21 protein-coding genes are annotated in these 19,734 nt (G+C 63.9%); 5 read left to right on the forward strand and 16 right to left on the reverse strand.

The features are described 5' to 3' along the window. Window positions 1-9: 9 nt before the first annotated feature. The 5 genes from ABD923_RS06685 to ABD923_RS06705 all read right to left on the reverse strand — a co-directional run bounded on the left by ABD923_RS06685 (window position 10) and on the right by ABD923_RS06705 (window position 4,281). The gene (locus tag ABD923_RS06685) at window positions 10-222 is read right to left on the reverse strand and encodes a hypothetical protein (RefSeq protein ID WP_222191990.1); all 213 of its coding nucleotides are present in this window, start codon (window positions 220-222) and stop codon (window positions 10-12) included. A 61-nt stretch (window positions 223-283) separates the two neighbouring features. After that, window positions 284-2,059, reverse strand: a complete 1,776-nt coding sequence (locus tag ABD923_RS06690) for an acyl-CoA dehydrogenase C-terminal domain-containing protein (protein ID WP_259549905.1) — start codon at window positions 2,057-2,059, stop codon at window positions 284-286. 60 nt (window positions 2,060-2,119) lie between these two features. Then, window positions 2,120-2,518, reverse strand: coding sequence for a MerR family transcriptional regulator (locus ABD923_RS06695; protein WP_259549906.1), 399 nt, complete (start codon window positions 2,516-2,518; stop codon window positions 2,120-2,122). Window positions 2,519-2,822: 304 nt separating this feature from the next. After that, on the reverse strand, window positions 2,823-3,407 hold the full coding sequence (locus tag ABD923_RS06700; RefSeq protein ID WP_259549907.1) for a hypothetical protein: 585 nt from the start codon (window positions 3,405-3,407) through the stop codon (window positions 2,823-2,825). Between the two features lies 1 nt (window position 3,408). Next, window positions 3,409-4,281 (reverse strand): hypothetical protein, encoded by an 873-nt coding sequence (locus ABD923_RS06705; RefSeq protein WP_259549908.1) that lies wholly within the window; start codon window positions 4,279-4,281, stop codon window positions 3,409-3,411. A gap of 335 nt (window positions 4,282-4,616) precedes the next feature. Here ABD923_RS06705 and ABD923_RS06710 point away from each other — a divergent pair, with 335 nt between their 5' ends. Continuing rightward, a complete protein-coding gene (locus ABD923_RS06710) occupies window positions 4,617-4,874 on the forward strand; it encodes a hypothetical protein (protein ID WP_259549909.1) in 258 nt (85 codons plus the stop codon). A 177-nt stretch (window positions 4,875-5,051) separates the two neighbouring features. Here ABD923_RS06710 and ABD923_RS06715 read toward each other — a convergent pair whose 3' ends face one another. From ABD923_RS06715 to ABD923_RS06730, 4 genes are read right to left on the reverse strand one after another with little or no spacing between them, the layout of a single operon-like run. Further along, complete coding sequence (locus tag ABD923_RS06715) at window positions 5,052-7,049, reverse strand: polysaccharide lyase family 7 protein (RefSeq protein ID WP_259549910.1); 1,998 nt, start codon at window positions 7,047-7,049, stop codon at window positions 5,052-5,054. A gap of 20 nt (window positions 7,050-7,069) precedes the next feature. Continuing rightward, window positions 7,070-7,438 carry a hypothetical protein gene (locus ABD923_RS06720; RefSeq protein ID WP_259549911.1) on the reverse strand — a complete coding sequence of 123 codons (369 nt, stop codon included), beginning with the start codon at window positions 7,436-7,438 and terminating at the stop codon, window positions 7,070-7,072. After that, window positions 7,438-8,139 (reverse strand): hypothetical protein, encoded by a 702-nt coding sequence (locus ABD923_RS06725; RefSeq protein ID WP_259549912.1) that lies wholly within the window; start codon window positions 8,137-8,139, stop codon window positions 7,438-7,440. The genes ABD923_RS06720 and ABD923_RS06725 overlap by 1 nt, the downstream gene beginning before the upstream one ends. A gap of 9 nt (window positions 8,140-8,148) precedes the next feature. Next, on the reverse strand, window positions 8,149-8,595 hold the full coding sequence (locus tag ABD923_RS06730) for a hypothetical protein (RefSeq protein ID WP_259549913.1): 447 nt from the start codon (window positions 8,593-8,595) through the stop codon (window positions 8,149-8,151). 404 nt (window positions 8,596-8,999) lie between these two features. Between ABD923_RS06730 and ABD923_RS06735 the strand changes: the two genes are divergently transcribed. The 4 genes from ABD923_RS06735 to ABD923_RS06750 all read left to right on the forward strand — a co-directional run bounded on the left by ABD923_RS06735 (window position 9,000) and on the right by ABD923_RS06750 (window position 13,947). Beyond that, window positions 9,000-10,205 (forward strand): HNH endonuclease, encoded by a 1,206-nt coding sequence (locus ABD923_RS06735; RefSeq protein ID WP_259549914.1) that lies wholly within the window; start codon window positions 9,000-9,002, stop codon window positions 10,203-10,205. A 527-nt stretch (window positions 10,206-10,732) separates the two neighbouring features. Next, window positions 10,733-10,951 carry a hypothetical protein gene (locus tag ABD923_RS06740; RefSeq protein WP_259549915.1) on the forward strand — a complete coding sequence of 73 codons (219 nt, stop codon included), beginning with the start codon at window positions 10,733-10,735 and terminating at the stop codon, window positions 10,949-10,951. A 253-nt stretch (window positions 10,952-11,204) separates the two neighbouring features. Then, a complete protein-coding gene (locus ABD923_RS06745; protein ID WP_259549916.1) occupies window positions 11,205-12,839 on the forward strand; it encodes an AMP-binding protein in 1,635 nt (544 codons plus the stop codon). An 85-nt stretch (window positions 12,840-12,924) separates the two neighbouring features. Further along, window positions 12,925-13,947, forward strand: coding sequence for a hypothetical protein (locus tag ABD923_RS06750; protein ID WP_259549917.1), 1,023 nt, complete (start codon window positions 12,925-12,927; stop codon window positions 13,945-13,947). Window positions 13,948-14,005: 58 nt separating this feature from the next. On the opposite strand, the gene ABD923_RS06755 is transcribed toward ABD923_RS06750, so the two are convergent. The 7 genes from ABD923_RS06755 to ABD923_RS06785 all read right to left on the reverse strand — a co-directional run bounded on the left by ABD923_RS06755 (window position 14,006) and on the right by ABD923_RS06785 (window position 19,640). Beyond that, complete coding sequence (locus tag ABD923_RS06755; protein WP_345229442.1) at window positions 14,006-14,785, reverse strand: hypothetical protein; 780 nt, start codon at window positions 14,783-14,785, stop codon at window positions 14,006-14,008. A 155-nt stretch (window positions 14,786-14,940) separates the two neighbouring features. Then, window positions 14,941-15,573, reverse strand: a complete 633-nt coding sequence (upp, locus tag ABD923_RS06760; RefSeq protein WP_222191999.1) for a uracil phosphoribosyltransferase — start codon at window positions 15,571-15,573, stop codon at window positions 14,941-14,943. Next, on the reverse strand, window positions 15,570-16,553 hold the full coding sequence (locus tag ABD923_RS06765) for an adenosine deaminase (protein WP_259549919.1): 984 nt from the start codon (window positions 16,551-16,553) through the stop codon (window positions 15,570-15,572). Before ABD923_RS06765 ends, upp begins: the two co-directional genes overlap by 4 nt. Beyond that, a complete protein-coding gene (locus ABD923_RS06770; RefSeq protein ID WP_259549920.1) occupies window positions 16,550-16,708 on the reverse strand; it encodes a hypothetical protein in 159 nt (52 codons plus the stop codon). The genes ABD923_RS06765 and ABD923_RS06770 overlap by 4 nt, the downstream gene beginning before the upstream one ends. Before the next feature lie 6 nt (window positions 16,709-16,714). Further along, the gene (locus tag ABD923_RS06775) at window positions 16,715-17,923 is read right to left on the reverse strand and encodes a phosphopentomutase (protein ID WP_259549921.1); all 1,209 of its coding nucleotides are present in this window, start codon (window positions 17,921-17,923) and stop codon (window positions 16,715-16,717) included. After that, the gene (locus ABD923_RS06780; RefSeq protein WP_259549922.1) at window positions 17,923-19,233 is read right to left on the reverse strand and encodes a thymidine phosphorylase; all 1,311 of its coding nucleotides are present in this window, start codon (window positions 19,231-19,233) and stop codon (window positions 17,923-17,925) included. Before ABD923_RS06780 ends, ABD923_RS06775 begins: the two co-directional genes overlap by 1 nt. Then, a complete protein-coding gene (locus ABD923_RS06785; RefSeq protein WP_259549923.1) occupies window positions 19,230-19,640 on the reverse strand; it encodes a cytidine deaminase in 411 nt (136 codons plus the stop codon). Before ABD923_RS06785 ends, ABD923_RS06780 begins: the two co-directional genes overlap by 4 nt. Window positions 19,641-19,734 lie beyond the last annotated feature (94 nt).

Here is a 19,734-nt window from a genome sequence, read left to right on the forward strand (position 1 = left end):
GGGTCAAGGTCATCGCTTGCGGTCGTCCAGCTCGGAATTGAACAGGCGCAGCCGTGCGACGAATTTCTCTTCGTTGATGCAGCTCGACCAGTTTTCGAACAGGAAGGACAGGAACTCGCCCTCGTCAAGCCCGGCCTCTGACGACAGGCTGCGCAGGCGGCGATAGGCATCCTCGCTCATGGCGATATTCGGTCGGCGTGTCAGCCGCAGACGCTTTGGCATCCTCTCCTCCCTCGATGTGATCCGGGGCCATGCCTCTCCCCGCATGGCCCCGGACCGAAGCTTAGAAGTTGGCGGCTTCCAGTGCCATAACCGGATCGGCACCCGATTGAATGCGTGCCAGATGCGTCGCCGTCATCGGCAATTGACGGGCCATGTAGAAGCGCGCCGTGGCCAGCTTGGTCTGGTGGAACACCGGATCGGACGTGCCCTCGGCCAGCGCCTTGAGCGACGCTTTCGCCATCTTGGCCCACATCAGGCCAAGGCAGACATGCCCGAACAGGTGCATGAAATCATAGGATCCGGCCAAGGCGTTGTTGGGGTTCTTCATGCCTTCCTGCATGAAATACATCGCCGCCGCCTGAAGATCCTTGGACGCCGTCTTCACAGGGCCGGTGAATTCCGCCATGCCCTCGGTTTCGGCCTCGTCCTTGCAGAAGGTCTTCACGAGGTCGAAGAAGGCCATGACGTGCTTGCCGCCATCCTGCGCCAGCTTGCGGCCGACGAGGTCCAGCGCCTGCACGCCATTGGCGCCTTCATAGATCATGGCGATCCGGGCATCGCGCGCGAATTGCGACATGCCCCATTCCTCGATGTAGCCATGCCCGCCATAGACCTGTTGGGCCTGCACGGTCATGTCGAAGCCCTTGTCGGTCAGGAACCCCTTGATGACCGGTGTCATCAGCGAGATCAGGCCATCGGCATCCTTGTCCTTGGCGCGGTGCGCCTGGTCGATCAGCGTGGCCCCCCAGAGCATGAAGGCGCGCGCGCCCTCGGCAAAGCTCTTCTGTTCCATCAGGTTGCGGCGGATATCGGGATGCACGATCAGCGGGTCGGCCGGGCCGTCGGGGTTCTTGGGGCCGGTCACGTCGCGACCCTGCAGGCGGTCCTTGGCATACTCGAGGGCGTTCTGGAACGCGACCTCGGCCTGGGCCAAGCCCTGCATGCCGACGCCAAGGCGGGCTTCGTTCATCATCGTGAACATCGCGCGCATGCCCTTGTGCATGTCGCCCAGCAGATAGCCCGTCGCCTCGTCGTAATTCATGACGCAGGTGGCGTTGCCGTGGATGCCCATCTTTTCTTCGAGCTTGCCGACGGACACGCCGTTGCGTGCGCCAAGGTTGCCCTCGTCATCCACGAGGAACTTGGGCACGATGAACAGGGAGACGCCCTTGATACCCTCGGGGCCGCCGGGGATCTTGGCCAGCACGAGGTGAACGACGTTCTCGGCCATGTCGTGATCGCCCGCCGAGATGAAGATCTTCTGGCCGGTGATCTTGTAGCTGCCATCGTCCTGCGGCTCGGCCTTGGTGCGCATGAGCCCCAGATCGGTGCCGCAATGCGGCTCGGTCAGGTTCATGGTGCCGGTCCAGTCGCAGCTGACCATCTTGGGCAGCCACTTGTCCTTCTGCGCATCCGTGCCGTGGGCAAGGATGGCCGAGGCCGCGCCATGGGTCAGGCCCTGGTACATCGTGAAGGCCTGGTTGGCGGCGGAAAAGAATTCGCCCACGGCGGTGCCGATCACGTAGGGCATGTTCTGCCCGCCGTATTCCTCGGGCATGTCGATGCCGGGCCAGCCGCCGTCCTTCATCTGGTCGAAGGCCGCCTTGAAGCCGGTGGGGGTGTACACAACACCGTTCTCGAGGCGGCAGCCTTCGGTGTCACCGACCATGTTCAGCGGCGCCAGCACTTCCGAGGCGATCTTGCCGGCCTCTTCGAGGATCGCGGCCGTGAAATCGCGGTCGAGATCGGCAAATCCCGGGATCTCTTTCCCGGAGATGTTCAGCACGTCATGCAGGATGAACTGTGCGTCCTTGGTGGGGGCGGTATAGCTCGGCATCCTCAAAATCCTCCCGGGGATGTCTTGGGCTGTGGTCCTGTTCGCAGGGAAGGCGGCCGATTATTCGGCCGCGTCCCGTGTCGAGCGCGCAGCCAGCATGTCGCTGACAAGGCCCATCTGCGATTTCAACTCGTCGATGGCGTCGTCCAGTTCGGCGCGCTGGCGCTCCATGTCCGACAGCCGGTCCTGCGCGATATCGAGGGTCCGCGACAGCTGCGTCGTCTGCTGGTCGCCGACATAGTAGAGGTCGAGCAACTGGCGGATTTCCTCGAGGCTGAAGCCGAAGCGCTTGCCGCGCAGGATCAGCTTGAGCCGCGCGCGGTCGCGGCGGGTGAAGAGGCGCTTCTGGCCTTCGCGGATCGGAAAGAGAAGCTCCTTGGACTCGTAGAAGCGAAGCGTGCGGGGCGTCACGTCGAACGCATCGCACATCTCACGGATGGTCATGGTTTCCTGGGTCATGAGGTCTTTCGATATGTCAAACATGCCTGTTCTGGCCCATGATTTGCGAGTCACAGAGGCATCCTACAAGACTGGATGACGTTTACGTAAATAGGACGTCACGTCACTTTCGCGCTGACGAAACGTAAGGAAAGATGACGTAGGGGGATTTGAAATTTTTGTTTGTAGCTGTAGCGTGACGGCGAAATTTGCAGTGCGTGACAGCGAATCTTACAGCAACCTAGCCGAGGTCGCGGGCGACCGGCTGGCCGCCTGCGTGATCACCTATCCCTCGACCCATGGCTTAACGAAAATTTTGGTATCGTCAGCGCGAGAAAGGCACCTTTGCGCCAAAACCGGGTGGCGTCGAGAAGGCCTCCGAAACATCCTCTGCGCTTGGTGCATTCTCGTCTGTTCGCCGCCTTGCTTCTTCAAGAGCCATCTCGAACCGAGCCTTTAAAGCCATCTTGAAGGTGAGTTTGATGACGCGAATTCTGTCGCCTGCGACAAATAGGGCAAGTAGCACCAACGCTTGGAGGGCGCGCTCAGGAAAATCGGCTGCGAACACCATCAGCCAGCTCAGATAGTCGGGTACCGGAAGCCATCCGATGGGCAAGGATGGCACGCCGAACACCAGCACAATGACGGCTACCGCCCCAAGGATAGACGCATACAGCATGCCAGAAAGTTGTCTCAGCAAGGTGTCCAAAGATGCTTTGAGAGTTATGAGGCGGGCTACTGAGCGCGTGGGGGACATCACGCTTCCACTGAGCAAAGACATCGCGGGTATGGTGCCGGCAGCCACCAGTCCGAAAAATGTAACCAGCAAAGCCGCCAGACCATCGTCGATCGACCTTGCTGGAATCAGCAAACCAACCGTGAATACGGCTATGTGCGGTGCTTTTCTCATGTCAAAAGGCTAGGTCGATCTTCCCTGTTCTTGCCCAAGTTTTTAACATGTCAACGATCGCCTGCATAGCGGCCTCCCGATCCAGAAGCGGTCCCACCGTTGCGATCTCCCTTCGACTGCCGAGCTTCAAGCCGCCCTTGCTCTCAGAGCTCCCGCCTGGCTCGAACAACCCTATGTCTTGGTCATTCAGATTCCGGAAAGCGGTTTCGAGCTGTTCGCGACTTACGGTGCCTTTTCGGTTTCCCTTTTGCTTGAAGGTCATGCTGAATATCCCTTCAATCCAGCCTCCTGGGGGAATGCTTTCTTCGAGTTTCTGGAGTTCGTCTCTATCAACTCCCAATACGCGCAAGACATCCATTACGGTGTGGCCGGACGCCTTTTGGCTACCAGCGGCTTGCGCCTCCTCGGCTTCATTTTCGGTTTCTTCTCTCTTTTTTGCTCGTGGTGGTTTGATTTGCAGTCGGCTGATGTTTTGAGCTTGGAGGCCTTCTATTCTCGTGTTGAGAATAATCGACCTGTCAAATTCAAGTTCGCCGGCATCTTTCAAAAGAGCGGTGAGATAGCGCTCCAAGGTTCGCGCCCGTGCTCGTTGCCCTTCGATGATCGCCAAATGATTGTCGATCAGACCGAAGTACAAAATGCCATCGACCAAGCTGTTTCGCTCATCAAGCGTAAGAGTAGCGATCTCGAGCTCTGGTATGTCGTCGTCGATAGACTCCACCAGGCCAGGAACTTCTTTACCCGAACGCACGTACAGCAACTCGCCGCACATGATGGACTTCGTACCGTCGCCTAGCGTACCGAACTTGTTAAGAACTACATAACTGCTGTCTTGGTCGAGGTCTTTCCGACGCGACCCGACCTTTTCGGCCAAGGGGCGTTGTCCCTCGGATCGAGACCTATGGAGCACGTCTAGCACCACATCTCTAAGGTTGTAATCGTCCCCAAATTCTTCGGTGAGTAGATATCGATACTGGATCAACGCAGATTTGCCCGGCATGCCGCCTCCCAAACTTGATTTCCGAGCGCATGTGAAAGCGATTCGGGGGAGGTCACAAGATTTCAGACGCAAGCCTTTTTTCGTTTGGTGAATTCCCTCTACGGTTGGCCAAGTGGATTTCTATGAGCGACCAGCATAGTCGGGCTGCGCTTTTGTTCATGAGCTCTGTTCGGACCGCCCACTCAAAAATCTGAAGCAAGGAGAAACGCATGGCAAAGGTCTATGCATCGGTTGAAGAAGACTACGTGGACACAGATTTCGGGAATGGCCTTGGCCTTTTGGTCACTTGCCAAAAGTGCGGCCATACAGTGGAGGTTCTCGGTGTCGAGGAGCCGTCTGAAAACGCTGCCTTCGCCCTGCTGCGCGAGAGTTACCCGAGGGCGGAGCGCAACTGGTATGAAGCCAAGGTTGAGATCGACGACGCGCTCCTTGACAGGATCAAGGCCCGCTACTCAATAGAGGAGTAGTCAATAGCGGGGCCTGCAATAGAGGTTCGTCACCTCAATACATCCGCAAGAGCGCGCCACGCGACTGCTGCAGCCAGGGGGACCACTCCGTTACCGGCTGCCGCAGAGTTGAGTATCGCCCCCGTGTCGGGGGGCGCGCCAACGCCCCCTGGCCCTCACCGGGCCGTTTGTCCGCTGTCAGCTCCAGGCGCTGCCATCGAACCGCTTGAGTGGCCGGTCGACGAAGGCCGTGCCGTCGTAGCAGGCCAGCGGGGCCTCGACGAAGCCCGTGCCCGTCCAGACCATGAAACGGGCCGAGCCAGGCATGGCGTGCGAGACCTTGGCCGAAGACAGCAGGACGGCGGCATAGCCGTGCCCCTCGGATCCGGCGCCCGAGCCGATGGCCCCGACCAGGGAGTAGACCCCCGCTTTGAAGTAGAGGTCGGCCCCGGTCCAATAGGGATCGATCGCCGCGCTGGCGCTGTAGGTGACACCCTCGTGGACCATCGAGACCGTGAGCGTCCCTTCGCTGACCAGGATCGTCCCGGTCATCGTCTCACCGCGCCGGATGTCGGTCGGATTGCCCTGATCGTCGAGGAGCGGCGTATCCACGTCGATCGTGCCGCCTTGGCCGTCGGGCGCGTGCTCGTTGGTGTAGAAAACCCCGCCCTTGCCGTCGAAGGTCAGGCGGCACAGTTCGCCGGCCGCATTGCCATGCACCTGGGCGAAGATGATCTCCCCGGGCAGGCCGTCGACATCGTAGGCGGTGTGCAGGATGGTCGTTTCGAAATCGAGCCGGGCATAGCCATCGAACGACCATGCGGCCAGATCATCCCCGTTCATCTCGCGCAGCTCGGATCGGGGATAGGACGTGTTTGGCGTGGTGGCGCCGTCGGCGGGGGCGAGCAGCAGCAGTCGGCCATCCGTGTCGATGTCGTACCACGGGCCGTTCTCGTAGCCTTCGAGGTCATCGACTTCGATATTGTCGTCCGTGGCGCTGCGGTCGCCGAGGCCGTTGACGGGGGCCTGCCATTTCCAGCCCGAAGGCAGGATGCCGGCGAGGGTCCCGGAGCCGCTGCCCAGGTTGTCCGGCAGGTCGAACTCTCCCGTCACGGGGCCTTCGCCGTTCATCCGGATGACGAGGGTGACGCCGATCCATCGCGTCGGGCCCGACAGGTTCACGGCGGCCGGCCGCAGCCATGACCCGTCGGCTTGCTCGAACTCGAGGAAGAACTGATCCTCTCCGGAGAAATCCACATGGCGGAGAACGGAATGGTCCCAGCTGGGCGCCTCGGTGACGGTCTTGCTGCCGTCCCAGGCGACGAACCGGATGACGCGGCTGTTCTTGTGATCCATGGTCAGGGACATGCCACCGGATCCAGGCAGGACGGGCTCGCTGTTGGAGGTGCTGACGATGACCTGGACGTCGTCGATCGGGCCGGGCACGAACGCGCCGGGAATGCGCAGGATCGAGAAGTTCGTGTCCTTGGCGCCGCTCATCGAGAGCGTGTAGTCGGGGCCCTCTCCGTCGGCGATCTTCCACCATCCTTCCGCTGTGATGGCCGCGCCGTCATGATTGGCTTCCCGCCGGGTGAACAGGCTGTTCGAAACGCCTTCGGGTGGCGTGTAGGTCAGGCCGGGGCTGTTGTCGCTCGACCCGAAGAACAGCAGAAGATCGCCATCCGACGTGCCTGCGGGTTTCGCGGTGGTGACCGACGTGAGGCCAGAGGCGTTGGCGCTGGCGATGACGGTCGGGCCGCGCGGGGTCGCGGAAGGCGGTTCCCTGCCCTGCCACAGAGCGACCCCGCCCACCCGGTGCTGGCCATCGACGAGCTGGTGCCAGAACGTGGCGACGTAGTCGGTTTCGGGCAATACCGGCACCACGATGTAGAGATAGGCCGACCCCGAGGCGCGAGCCGGGTAGAGACGGATCGAGGTGCAGTTCGCCGGGGTCGTGAACTGCAGGACTTCCTGGGCGGGGACGGCCGAGGGGGGGCTGTCATAGGGCCTGAACCCGGCGTTGATGATCCACGCCATGGCGCTCTGATCGTAGATGCCCTTGTAGGCCGCGCCCGTCGTGTCGAAACCGGCCCCGCCCACGCCGTTGCTCAGCGTGACGTCGGAAGGATCGACGAGGCCGCTGAACGTCCAGTCGGAGATCGGGCCTTCGGGGAACTGCACCAGGTTCTCTGCCATGCGTCAGACCTCGGGTCGGTTCAAGATATATCCACCCAGAGCTCGCCCATGGCCGGGCTTGCAGGGGGCGTGTCGGACACGGTGATGCGCCAGAAGGTGTCGAAGGTGCCCGCCGTGCGGGCCAGCGCGATATAGGCGGCGTCGCTGAGCAGGTAGACCCGACCCGGCACGAGCCTGCCGGTGCCGGCAAGCCCGGCCAGTTCGGCCTCCGCGACGGTCCGGGCGAGGTTGACCGGCTGGACCGACTGCGCGTTGCCGCTGCCGTCATCGCCGCGGCCGACGTAGAGCATGTCGTCGGGCGTTGAATACGCCATCTCGCCGGATCTGAGGGCCGCAGGAGGGCCGCTCGCCGAGGAGTTGCGTCTGCGGATCTGAATGGTGTTGCTCATCAGAAAGTCCCTCCGTCGATGGTCGTGCCGTCGATCGAGCCGCCGGTGATCGCGACCGCGGCGGCACTTTGCGTCGCCATCGAGCCGAGCCCGAGATTGCCGCGCGCCGCGTCCGGATCGCCGAGATCCGCGAGGTTCGCCGCCGCAGCGAGTTTCGTGGCGAGATTATTCGTGACGGTGGCGGCGAAATCCGGATCATCGCCGAGCGCCGCCGCCAGTTCGTTCAGAGTGTCGATTGCCCCCGGTGCGCTGTCAATCAGGGCCGCAACGGCGGCGCTGACGAAGGCGGTGGTGGCGATCTGCGTGCTGTTCGCACCGGGTGCCGCGGTCGGCGCCGCCGGGATGCCGGTCAGAACCGGCGAGGCGAGCGGCGCCTTGTCGTCCAGCGCGCCCTGCAGCCCGGTGACCTCGCCGATCCCATGATCATGGCCCGAGGCCGGAAAGCTGTCGGGCTTCCGCGTGATCTCGTCCCAGTCGAGCGCGATGGTGTATCCGGCGTCGGGATCTCCGAAAACGCGGGCGAGTGTCTCGATCGCCTCGTCCCGTGCGCGTTTCGCGGCGGCCTCGGCCTTGCGGGCGTCGTCGCGGGCGCGTTCGGCGAGGCTCGTGCTGGCGAAGAGCGCGGTTTTCTTGATGTTCACGACCTTCAGGAGCCCTTTGACCGCTTCGGTCAGCTCCGCGACTTTCTGTTCGACGCTCATGGTCTCTCCTCAGGCAAAGGCGGTTTGTTGGGCAAGAAGGGTCTGGGCCTGGACGAAGCCCGTGGCGGTTTCCAGCGATGCGGCAACGTTGGCCTCGTCCTCGGCCGGGGCGGTGGTCGCCCCTGCCCTTTCGTTGTCGCGCTCGGCCGTGAAACTGGTCTGCAGCCGGTCGCTGCCCAGCTCGTGGCGCACGCTGTCCAGCGTCCACGCGCCGGCAAGCTCCGGCTTGATCCCCTCCAGCGCCACGATCCCTTCGGCCATCAGCTCGCCCCGGAACCCGGCAAGCGTGACATTGATCTTGCCCGAGGCGCGCATGCCCCGGTCGCGCTCGGCCTGCGCCGCCCGCCGCGCCTCGTCTTCCGTGGCATGGCGGTGACGCAGCTCGGTGGCCGGGTCTCCCTCTCCGACGGTCACCCGGCGTTGCCAGACCCAGCCCATGCCGTCGGTCAGCATCATCGGCAGGCCCAACCCAAGCGAGCGACGCTCGATGACGCAACTATGGGGGCCGACCTACGACAGTGCAGAACGAACCTCCAAGGCCTCACTGTCTCAGACCGGCTAAGATTTTCCCGATGACGGCTCTCAGCCCAAAGCGGACCCAAGACCATCGCCGTCATTGGGCGATGGCCGACCTTCGCCGCGCGGGTTACGAACTGGTAAGGTGCGGACGGAACTGACATTCGCTGCGGCTTGCACGAAAGTCTTTATCATCAGAGTATTTCCTCTGTGACGTCGCTGAGTGATGCTGTCAACGCACGACATAAATGGGGAGATCGGCCAATTTGGCCTCGTGAGCGTGTCTTCCTCGACCGCGTCCGATCTCCTCACCATCTGCCCGAAAGCAGCAAAGGGAGCGTCCTATGTCTGTCGAACGCGAGTGCATCTACTGCGGAAACACAAAGGAGGCTGCCGAATTCTCACAAGAGCACATCTGGCCCGATGCTCTCGGAGGCGATTATCTCCCCGGCTTTTGGCAAACCAACGACGTTTGCCAAAGCTGCAACAACATGTCTGGCGTGTTCGTCGATGGCGGGTTCATCAAGAGCTTCGCCATAACCGGGGAGCGAGCGAACGACGCATTGAGCTACCTGTCACCGGATCAACCCACAGGGGTCCTTCCCCTCATCTATCTCGGCGTAGTTCAGAACGTGCGGCCCGCTGAAGGCGAGGTCATCGACTACTGGGTGTGTGCTCCTGGAGCGAACGTCCTGCACATCCGAATGGAAGAGAAGGAAGATACGTGGAACGCCTACGCTGGGGGCGATCCGCGACGAGGCTCGAAGAAGTCCAAGGCAGGACGGGTCATCTTGAGCCTCACATCCCCTGAACCCTACTGGGTTTGCACGAGCCTTCGATCCGTCCTTCAGCACTTCCCTAAGGCAAAGCGGTTCGTGACCAACTTGGAACTCCCGGCGAACGCAAGCAAGTTCCAAGAACTCGATCCTTTCGACGCACAGCAAGCTGACGATTTGCGCATCGTCCGCGAGCTTGAGGGACTGCGCGAGCGCGGCGAGAACGTTCACATTCAGGTGGCAATTGACCTGCACGCAGACGGACGGTTCCTTGCCAAAGTGGCGCTCGCGGTTGGCTATCGACTTTTCGGCCACGACTTCATTTCGACGGACTATGCAAAAGAACTCCGCAAGGGTTTCCGCGAAGCCGACCCGGAGAAACGGTTTCAACTAAACATACACGGCTCGGGCTACTTGCGGGGCATCAATCTCGGTCCGGTCAATGATCAGCTACGATGGCCCGGAGGATGGCAGCTCGCGCTTCATCTTCTGTCTGACAAGCTAGCACTTGTAGCCACGGCACCGACCGGTCGCGTAATGTGCGTTCAGGTCACCGACGACATTTCTCTGCTGGATCGCCTCGGCTCTGAGTACCGGGATGGCGTGTGTTGGGTAACTGTCCCACCCGCCCAGACCGCAGCCGGGCCGCTACCCTATCCGGAGTATATCGCACACATGATTGGAGCCAAGCGGGCTCCAAGCCTAACCGCTTTGGAAGCACTCCGTGGTGATCCATCCATGTTGCCGAAGTCAGGCTTGGAGGAAGCCGAGTAGACCGGGTATTCAGTGCGACACTACATGTCGCTAGGTTGCGTCCCCAGTGTAACTTGTCAGGCGTCGTGCGAGCGTCCTCGCGGACTTTCAGAACGCGCCAACAGTTGTGTTCAAATCCATACGGCACCTGTGCCTTCAAAGCTGCCGTCCGCGCGTATCATTAAAGGCGAGTTCAAAGCCCCTCTGAGCGCCGCTTTTTCATCCGCCCACCTCGAAGTTCGCCACGAGGAGTTCGGGCCGTGGCTTGTCCTTGCCAGTCTTGGAGATCCCGCAACGGGTGGTGACGGGCTGGATGCCGAGCCTCACCCGGCTGGAAGAACCCGTATATCGCTACGACCGCCACGCCTTGCGGTGGTTCTCCGAGATGCAGGGCATTCCGCTGGCGGCTGGCCAGATGGAGCAGAGCGGCGAGCGGTTCGATCTGCTGATCGAGGCGGGCGTCGGGGTCTCCAACTCAACGCGGTTTTCGCGGGCGGCCTTGCCGCCGCGGTGTCGGCGGCGCAGACGCCGTTACCGACGGGCGGGCCGTGTCCCCCGCCGGGGGCTGGGACTTTGTGAACCTGCACTGGATGTGCGGCGCGATGCAGACGGGCGCCATCGAAGTGAACCAGGCGCAGGCGCGGATCGTGCGGTTGCTGATGCCAGACATGGCGCAGGCGCAAGACGGGTTTCAGCCTGTGCCCGATGCGCCCGGTTTCGGGTGGACACCCGACGAGGATGCATTGGCGCGGTGCCGTCTGTCCTGAGACGCTCGGCCCAGAAAAATTTCGACGGAAACCCTGCCGCGATCCGTATCACTCATATCCCTTCGGTCGGGTCGTTCCCCCGGCCCGATCTGCCCGCCCGCGCACGGTCCCCAAGTCGCGTGGGCGGGCCTTTTTTCCGTCTTCGCCGCCCCACGCCACGGCAAGTCCGGTTGCGCAGGTCAATCCCCCTTTCCTTTTCTTGCGCGGCTTGCCATGTGTTTCCTCAGATTCTTGCGCAAGAGGGAGGTTGGCCATGGGCTGGATGAAGGACGAAACCGGGCTTGAGAGACGCGCGGCGAATTTTGTACCGCTGACGCCGCTGTCCCACCTGCAACGCGCGGCGCAGATCTTCAGCAACCGCACGGCTGTCGTCGACCGGTCCTTCCGTACCACCTATGCCGAGCACATGTCGCGGGTCACGCGGCTTGCCTCCGCCCTGGCGCAACGCGGCGTACATCCGGGCGATGTGGTGGCAACGGTGCTTCCCAACACCTATCCGCATGTCGAGGCGCATTTCGGCGTGCCCGCCTGTGGTGCGATCATCAACTCCATCAACATCCGTCTCGATATCGGCACGATCAGCTACATCCTCGATCATGGCGAGGCGAAGGTCATCCTGTGCGACACGCAGTTCCTCGGCACGGTCGAGGCGGCGATGAAGGAGATGGAGACCGAAGAACTGCCCCTGATCGTCGAGGTGCCGGACGAGGCGGCGGGCTATCACGCCAGTGGCCGACACGTGACCTACGAGCAATTGCTGGCCGAGGGCGACCCCGAGTTCGAATGGATCATGCCGCAGGATGAATGGGAATCCATCGCGCTGAACTACACCTCGGGCACCACGGGGCGGCCCAAGGGGGTCGTCTATCACCATCGCGGGGCGTATCTCATCTCGATGGGGACGCCGATTTCGTGGCGCATGACGCTCTACCCGAAATACCTGACCATCGTGCCGCTTTTCCACTGCAACAACTGGTGCCATGTCTGGACCATGCCCGTGGTGGGCGGCACCACCGTCTGCTGCCGCGAGATCACGGCCAGGAACATCTACGACGCCATCGCGGATGAGGGCGTGACCCATTTCGGCGGTGCGCCGATCGTGCTGAACATGATCGTCAACGCCAAGGACGAGGAGCGCCGGGATTTCGACCACACGGTCGAGGTCTTTACCGCCGGTGCCCCGCCCGCCGCGGCGACCCTCGCGGCCATCGAGACGATGGGCTTCAACATCACCCAGGTCTACGGCCTGACCGAGACCTATGGCCCGGCCACGGAATGCACCTTCAAGGATGGGGTCTGGGATGTTCTGGACGGGGCAGACCGGGCCATCGTCAAGGCGCGCCAAGGCGTACCCATGCCGCAGATGGACCACATCACGGTGATGGAGCCCAAGCACATGGAGCAGATCCCGATGGATGGGGCAGCGCTTGGCGAAATCATGATGCGCGGCAACGCGGTGATGAAGGGCTATTACAAGAACCCCCGCGCCACCCGCGAGGCGTTCCGCGGCGGCTATTTCCACACCGGCGACATCGCCATGCAGCACCCCGACACCTACGTGCAGATCGCCGACCGCGCCAAGGACATCATCATCTCGGGCGGCGAGAATGTCAGCTCGGTCGAGGTGGAAGGCGCGCTGATGCATCACCCTGCGGTCCTGCTGTCGGCCGTCGTGGCCAAGCCCGATGACAAGTGGGGCGAGGTCCCCTGCGCCTTTGTCGAGTTGAAAGACGGTGCCGAGGCGACCGAACAAGAGTTGATCGATTTCGTCCGCCAGCGCCTTGCCGGCTTCAAGACGCCCAAACACGTCGTGTTCCAGGAATTGCCCAAGACCTCGACCGGGAAAGTCCAGAAATTCGAACTGCGCAAAGCGGCCGCCGCGTTGTAGGGGCGTGTCGGATCACGCGTTGAGCAAAACCGGGTAAGCGGTTATCCTGTTTGACAAAGAACGATGAGCAGGATGACAGGTGTCCATGACTGCGCTGGAGCAATATCGGCGGCTCGAGGCCCTTGGCCTGTGGCGTGAAGGCCCCGCCGACCAGCGCCGCGAGGTCGTGGTCTCGCTTGGCGATGCGACGCTTGTGATCTCGACCCCGTCCGAAACAGCGCTGACGCATTGGTCGCTTCCAGCAATCGAGCGCAAGAACCCCGGTCGGGTGCCCGCGCTTTACGCACCCGGCGCGGACAGTACCGAGCAGTTGGAACTCGAAGACCCCGACATGATCGAGGCCCTGGAAAAGGTCCTGACCGCGATCCGCCGGTCCGGTCCACATCCAGGGCGGCTCAGGTGGTTGCTCAGCGCGACGATGGGTGTCGGGGCGATGGCCTTGGCGCTTTTCTGGCTGCCCGAGGCGTTGACCCGGCAGACGGTCTCGCTGCTGCCGCAAGCCAAGCGCGCCGAGATCGGCGAAGCCCTCCTCGATGAGATCACCCGGCTGGCCGGTCGCCCCTGCACGGCGGCCCGGGGGCGCGCAGCGCTGCAAGACCTGACCAACCGGGTCTTCCAGGGCGCGCGCGTTCCGGGCGTGATCCTCCTTCCGGCCACGATCCCCGACACGATTGCCTTGCCGGGCAACCTGATCGTCGCCTCGGCCGCGCTGGTCGAGGATTTTGAAACACCCGAGGTTCTCGCCGGGTTTCTTTTGGCAGAGGACGTGCGCCGACAAGCAAGCGACCCGATCCAGACGCTGCTTGAGGATGTGGGCCTGGTCGTGACCTTCCGCCTGCTCACGACGGGGGAGATCGCCGATGACACCCTCGCCGCCCACGCGGTCACGTTGCTCAGCCGGCCCCAACCACCGGTCGACGAGGCGACACTCGTCGCGCGCTTTGCCGATGCCAATCTCTCGACACAGCCTTACGCCTTCGCGCAGGACGTGTCGGGCGAGACAGTCCTCGGCCTGATCGAGGCGGACCCGATGCGGACAGCAAGCGGCGCACCGCTCCTGCCGGATGACCGGTGGGTCAGCTTGCAGGAGATTTGCTCGGGAGGCTGATCGCGGCGCGGCCCGTTGGCACGGCACATGGGATCAGGCACTAATGATCGTGCCGCGCCTATTCGGCGACCACAAGGCGCCGAGGCACCGTATCGGTCCAGACCATGGCCATCTCGGCCTCGCCGGAAACGTGGCGAATACCCCGCAGCGGGTTGATCCGGCCATCATCCCAGACCTGCACGTAGCCCGCCGGGATGACCCTTTCCGGTGCAGGCGGCGGAACGATGCGCGCGGGCAGGTGCCCGGTCGAACTCAGGGTTTGACCGTTATACGAGGCAGGGTTCAGGGCCGCGCCCGCGCGGTCGATGCCGCGCGCGGCATCGCCGGGATGAACGGCTTGCGGGCCGCAGCGCACGCCGGGGCCGGACAGGTACTGCGCCGTCAGCCCAGTCAAACCCGGGCATGTCGTGCGCACCTCGGTGGGCGGCGGCGTTGGCGTTGCCGGGCGGGCGGCTGCCGGGGCCGTGGCGGTGGGGGCCGGCAGAACACGGATACCGGGCGTCGACACCGCTGCGGGGGTTTGCCGGATCACCGTGCGGGTCTGTGCAGCCGTTGGCGCGGTTGCGGGTGTTGTGGCAGGCGAAGCAGCGGCAACAGCCGACGCGGGACCGCCGATCACGGTGACACCCGGGCCGGGATTGGCCGGATCGACGCTGCCCCGAGCAGGGCCTGCACCGGCCACGCGCGACGGCTGGAAACCGCAAAGCTGGCGTCGGTCGCGCCCGACGCGCGGCACCCATTCGGTGGCGCTGCCATAGCCGACGCGCACGAAGACGCAGCCTTGGCTGTCCACGTATTGCTCACCGCTATAGCTGCTCGGCGGGGTTTCCGCCGGCACGGCCTGTTGTGCAAAAGATGCGCCTGTTGCCGCGACGGCTGTTGCACAGCCGAAAACGGTGGCGCGGACGATCCGGTTAATCCGCATGCAAGCCCCCCAGGTTTGCTGCCCCGAGAGTGGCGCAACACTTTGCTCAAGTAAAGGCGCAACAACGATTATTTGGTACCATACATCCTGTCGCCGGCGTCGCCGAGGCCGGGCACGATATAGCCATGGTCGTTCAGGTGGTCGTCCAGCGACGCCGTCACGATGGGCACATCGGGATGCGCTTCCTTCATCCGGGCGACCCCTTCGGGCGCGGCCAACAGGCAGAGGAAGCGGATGTTCTTGGCGCCGGCCTCCTTCAGCATGTCGATTGCGGCTGCAGAGGAATTGCCAGTGGCCAGCATCGGATCGACGACAATGGTGATGCGTTCCTCCAGCGCGTCAGGCACCTTGAAGTAGTACTTCACCGGTTGCAGCGTCTCGGGGTCGCGATAAAGGCCGACGAAGCCCACACGGGCCGCCGGCACAAGGTCGAGGATCCCGTCAAGCAAGCCGTTGCCTGCCCGCAGGATCGAGATCAGGGCCAGCTTCTTGCCCTCGATCATCGGCGCGTCCATCGGGCAAAGCGGCGTGTCAATCGTCTTGGTCGTCATCGGCAATTCGCGCGTCACCTCGTAGGCCAGAAGATGCGCAATCTCGCGCAGAAGCTGGCGGAAGGTCTTGGTCGAGGTATCCTTCTCGCGCATCAAGGTCAGCTTGTGCTGCACGAGCGGATGCTCGACCACGGTGAGATGTTCGGTCATGTCCTGTCCCCCAGTTTCTTGCGGATCTTGTCTTTCGTGGCCTCGTCGCAAAAGGCCGCGTCGATGGCAGTTGCGTTGATCTCGGCGAAATCCTCTTCGCCCCAACCAAAGGTGGCGGCAAGGTTTTCGTATTCCGCCGTCATGGTGGTATGGAAGAACGGCGGGTCGTCGGTGGAAACCGTGACCTTCACGCCGCGGTCTCGCAGGCGCTGGATCGGGTGGGCGGACCAGCCCGGACAGACCCCGAGCGCCACGTTCGACCCCGGGCAGCATTCCAGAACGATCCCCTGCTCGGCCAGGTCATCGACCAGCGCCAGGTCGTCGATGGCCTGCACCCCGTGGCCGATCCGCTCGGGCCGGAGCGCCGCCAGCGCATCGCGGACCGATTTCGCCCCGCCCCATTCCCCGGCATGCACGGTCAGTCGCAGCCCGGCCTCGCGCGCGCAATCGAAGGCCCAGGTGAAATCGGCGGGTTTCCCCTTCATCTCGTCGCCCGCCATCCCAAAGCCCGTCAGCCAGTCGCCCGCCGTCTCGGCGGCGCAGAGCGCGATGGGCTTCGCTGCCTCGGGGCCGAAATGACGGATGCAGGTGACGATACCGCGCAGCGTTATGCCGAAGTCGCGCTCGGCCTCCTCAGCCGCCTCGCGGATCGCGGCGAGATAGTCGCGCCACGCCTCGACATCGCCGCCGCCGCAGAAATCGGGGCTGAGGAAGGTCTCGGAATAGACGACGCCGTTGGCGGCGCTTTCCTCGAGCACGGCGCGGGTCAGGCGGGCGTAATCCTTGGGGCTGGTCAGAACGCTGGTCGCGGCCTCGTAGACGCTGAGGAAATGCACGAAATCGCGAAAGGCATAGCTGCCGTCCTCGCGAAAGATGCCAGACAGGTCGACGCCCTTTTCCTTGGCCAGGCCCCGGATGAAGGCAGGCGGCGCGGCGCCCTCGTGATGGAGGTGAAGCTCGACCTTCGGGATCTCTCTCATGCGCCGATCACCCATCCGATGAACGCGATAATGAACCCGAACATGATCGCGCCGCGCCACGGTGTGCGCGGGCGTCCGATCAGCGGACCGATGTAGCGTACGGCCAGCGTGACCACCACGAAGGTCATCACGAAATAGATTTGTTCAGAGGTCATGAGCCCTCACAGAAAACTGGTGCCGGGTCCCTCGGCCGGGATGCCCAGATGCGCCGCGACCGAGGCCGCGACATCGGCAAAGGCGCGGATGCCGATCTGCCCGGAATAGGGCCCCTTGGCAAGCACGGGCACCCTTTCGCGGGTGTGGTCGGTGCCGCTCCATGTCGGGTCATTGCCATGATCTGCGGTCAGGATCATCAGGTCATCGGGCCGCATCGCCGCCAGAACGGGGCCGATGGCGGCGTCGAACCATTCGAGATGGCGCGCATAGCCCGACACGTCGCGGCGATGGCCATACAGGCTGTCGAACTCGACGAAATTGGCGAAGGTCAGGCTGCCATCCGGGGCTGAGTCGACGCTGGTGGCGAGGTGATCCATCAAGGTCCGGTCATCGCCTTTCAGCACTTCGCCGACGCCCTGCCCCGCAAAGATGTCGCGGATCTTGCCGATGGCGATGGTCTTGCGCCCAGCACTTTGCGCCCAGTCCAGCAGAGTCGGCGCGGGCGGCGTCATCGCATAGTCGTGGCGGTTGCCGGTCCGGGCATAGCTGCCCGGTTCGCCGATGAAAGGCCGGGCGATCACGCGGCCCACGCGGCGGTCATGCAGCATCGGCGCAAGGCCCTCGCACAGCGTCAGCAGGCGGTCCAGGCCGAAGCTTTCTTCATGCGCGGCGATCTGGAAGACGCTATCGGCCGAGGTGTAGCAGATCGGCCAGCCGGTGCGTTGATGCTGCGCGCCAAGGCGCGCGATGATCTCGGTGCCGCTGGCATGGCAATTGCCGAGGATACCGTCGGTGCCAGCCAGGCGCTTTGTTTCTTCGACGATATCATCGGGGAAGGCCGGCGTCGTGTCGGAGAAATAGCTCCACTCCCACGGCACGGGCAGACCGGCCAGTTCCCAATGGCCCGAGGGCGTGTCCTTGCCCGCGCTCACCTCTTGCGCCGCACCCCACAGGCCGACCGGGTCGGCGTCGAGCCCCTCGCCCCGCGCGCCGGAGGCCAGCCTGAGCGCCGCCCCCAGCCCCAGCGCGTCGAGATGCGGCAGGTGCAAAAGCCCGCTGCGCCCCTCCTCGGCCTCGCCCGTGGCGCAGGCCGCCGCGATATGGCCCACGGTGTTCGCGCCGGTATCGGGCCGGTCGCCGTTGAAGAAGTCGTCGGCATCGGGCGCGCCGCCGATCCCGACGCTGTCCATCACCACGAGAAACGCACGGGGCATCACCCGATCCTTTCGTGGATCAGCGGCGGAAGATCCGGCGCGCTGTCGGACAATTCGAAAGCCCCGCGCAGGCTGGCCGCGACGGCGCGGCCCGCCTCTTCGCTGGCCGCATGGATGCGCAACAGCGGCGTCTGCGCATCGACCTGGTCGCCGAGCCGCGCAATGGCAGAGAGGCCCACCGCGGCGTCCACCCGGTCGGTCTGCTTCAGACGCCCGCCGCCCAGATGCACGACCGCCTCGCCCAAGGCGCGCGCATCGATCGCTGCGACCACCCCGCTTTCCCCCGGATGCACGTCCAGCATCACCGGCGCCGCTGGCAGCCTGTCACTCCAACGTTCCGTGAAATCCGCCGGGCCGCCCAGGATGGCGACCATTTCCCCGAAGATTTCAGCGGCCTGTCCGTCGGCCAGAACGGAGGCGATCCGCCCTTCCCCGTCGGCGGCATCGGCGGCCAGCCCGCCAAGCGCCAGCACCTCGCCGCCAAGCGCGATGGTGATGCGGGCAAGATCGGACCCGGTGTCGCCCCCGGTCAGGGCCTCCATCACCTCGATCACCTCAAGCGCATTGCCGGCGGTGCGCGCCAGCGGCTGGTTCATGTCCGTGACCAGCGCCGAGGTCATGCAGCCCGCGCCCTGCGCCGTGCTGACAAGGGATTGGGCCAAGGCCAGCGCATCGGCCGGGTCGGCCATGAAGGCACCCGAGCCGACCTTCACGTCGAGGACAAGGGATTCCAGCCCGGCCGCCAGTTTCTTGGAGAGGATCGAGGCGGTGATCAGGTCGATCGACTCTACCGTGCCGGTCACGTCGCGGATGGCATAGAGGCGCTTGTCGGCGGGCGCGATATCGGCGCTTGCGCCCACGATGGCGCAGCCGATATCGGCCACGATCTCTTGCAGGTCCTCGATGGAGACCTGCGTCTGATAGCCCGGGATTGCTTCGAGCTTGTCGAGCGTGCCCCCGGTATGACCAAGCCCGCGCCCCGAGATCATCGGCACAAAGGCACCGCAGGCCGCGAGCGCCGGGGCCAGCAGCAACGAGACCGCATCGCCCACGCCGCCGGTGGAATGCTTGTCGACCACCGGTCCGTCGAGATCCCATTTCAGGACATCGCCCGTTTCCCGCATCGCGGTGGTCAGCTGTACACGGCCCGCCTTGCCCAGCCCCTTGGTGCAGACAGCCATGGCAAAGGCGCCGGCTTGCGCGTCCGTCACCTCGCCGGAGGCAAGCCCATTGGCGAACCAGAACAGTTCCGCCTCGGTCGGATGGATCCCGTCGCGCAGCTTGGCGAGAATGGCGCGGGCGTCGGTCACGTGCGGGCCTCGGACGCATCCATATGGCCTGCATCGAACCGGCCCGGAAGCAGCTCGGCCACGGTCATGGACAAGGTCTCGCCTGACGTCGTCGCCATGGTCACGACCACGTCGCCCGAGGCAAATTCCGCGATCTTCTGGCGACACCCGCCGCAGGGCGGCACGGGCGCGGAGGCTTGGGCGATCACGGCGATTTCCGCGATCTTCGTGTCGCCCGAAGCGATCATCGCGGCGATGGCCCCGGCCTCGGCGCAGGTGCCCTCGGGATAGGCGACATTCTCCACGTTGCAGCCGAGGTGAACATTCCCCTCGACCGAGCGGATGGCCGCCCCGACCTGGAAATTCGAGTAGGGCGCGTAGGCCTTTGCCCGCACGGCATCCGCCGCGTCGATCAGGCTTTCTGACATGGGGCGCCTCCGTTCACGCAACCGCTGAGCCACAGTGTGAAGCGGTGTATCCTCAAGCGCAAGACGAAGACCACCCTCCCCCGGCGGCAGCAAA

Source organism: [Roseibacterium] beibuensis (genome assembly GCF_039542305.1).
GTDB lineage: Bacteria > Pseudomonadota > Alphaproteobacteria > Rhodobacterales > Rhodobacteraceae > Roseibacterium > Roseibacterium beibuensis.

What these genes read in the sequence shown, in the direction of transcription:
- ABD923_RS06710 (WP_259549909.1), top strand. Translation starts at nt 4,617, where the DNA reads ATGGCAAAGGTCTATGCATCGGTTGAAGAAGACTACGTGGACACAGAT.
- ABD923_RS06720 (WP_259549911.1), bottom strand. Translation starts at nt 7,438, where the DNA reads ATGAGCAACACCATTCAGATCCGCAGACGCAACTCCTCGGCGAGCGGC.
- ABD923_RS06730 (WP_259549913.1), bottom strand. Translation starts at nt 8,595, where the DNA reads ATGATGCTGACCGACGGCATGGGCTGGGTCTGGCAACGCCGGGTGACC.
- ABD923_RS06770 (WP_259549920.1), bottom strand. Translation starts at nt 16,708, where the DNA reads ATGACCTCTGAACAAATCTATTTCGTGATGACCTTCGTGGTGGTCACG.
- ABD923_RS06735 (WP_259549914.1), top strand. Translation starts at nt 9,000, where the DNA reads ATGTCTGTCGAACGCGAGTGCATCTACTGCGGAAACACAAAGGAGGCT.
- ABD923_RS06715 (WP_259549910.1), bottom strand. Translation starts at nt 7,049, where the DNA reads ATGGCAGAGAACCTGGTGCAGTTCCCCGAAGGCCCGATCTCCGACTGG.
- ABD923_RS06695 (WP_259549906.1), bottom strand. Translation starts at nt 2,518, where the DNA reads ATGACCCAGGAAACCATGACCATCCGTGAGATGTGCGATGCGTTCGAC.
- ABD923_RS06785 (WP_259549923.1), bottom strand. Translation starts at nt 19,640, where the DNA reads ATGTCAGAAAGCCTGATCGACGCGGCGGATGCCGTGCGGGCAAAGGCC.
- ABD923_RS06685 (WP_222191990.1), bottom strand. Translation starts at nt 222, where the DNA reads ATGCCAAAGCGTCTGCGGCTGACACGCCGACCGAATATCGCCATGAGC.
- ABD923_RS06700 (WP_259549907.1), bottom strand. Translation starts at nt 3,407, where the DNA reads ATGAGAAAAGCACCGCACATAGCCGTATTCACGGTTGGTTTGCTGATT.
- upp (WP_222191999.1), bottom strand. Translation starts at nt 15,573, where the DNA reads ATGACCGAACATCTCACCGTGGTCGAGCATCCGCTCGTGCAGCACAAG.
- ABD923_RS06690 (WP_259549905.1), bottom strand. Translation starts at nt 2,059, where the DNA reads ATGCCGAGCTATACCGCCCCCACCAAGGACGCACAGTTCATCCTGCAT.
- ABD923_RS06745 (WP_259549916.1), top strand. Translation starts at nt 11,205, where the DNA reads ATGGGCTGGATGAAGGACGAAACCGGGCTTGAGAGACGCGCGGCGAAT.
- ABD923_RS06725 (WP_259549912.1), bottom strand. Translation starts at nt 8,139, where the DNA reads ATGAGCGTCGAACAGAAAGTCGCGGAGCTGACCGAAGCGGTCAAAGGG.
- ABD923_RS06750 (WP_259549917.1), top strand. Translation starts at nt 12,925, where the DNA reads ATGACTGCGCTGGAGCAATATCGGCGGCTCGAGGCCCTTGGCCTGTGG.
- ABD923_RS06765 (WP_259549919.1), bottom strand. Translation starts at nt 16,553, where the DNA reads ATGAGAGAGATCCCGAAGGTCGAGCTTCACCTCCATCACGAGGGCGCC.
- ABD923_RS06775 (WP_259549921.1), bottom strand. Translation starts at nt 17,923, where the DNA reads ATGCCCCGTGCGTTTCTCGTGGTGATGGACAGCGTCGGGATCGGCGGC.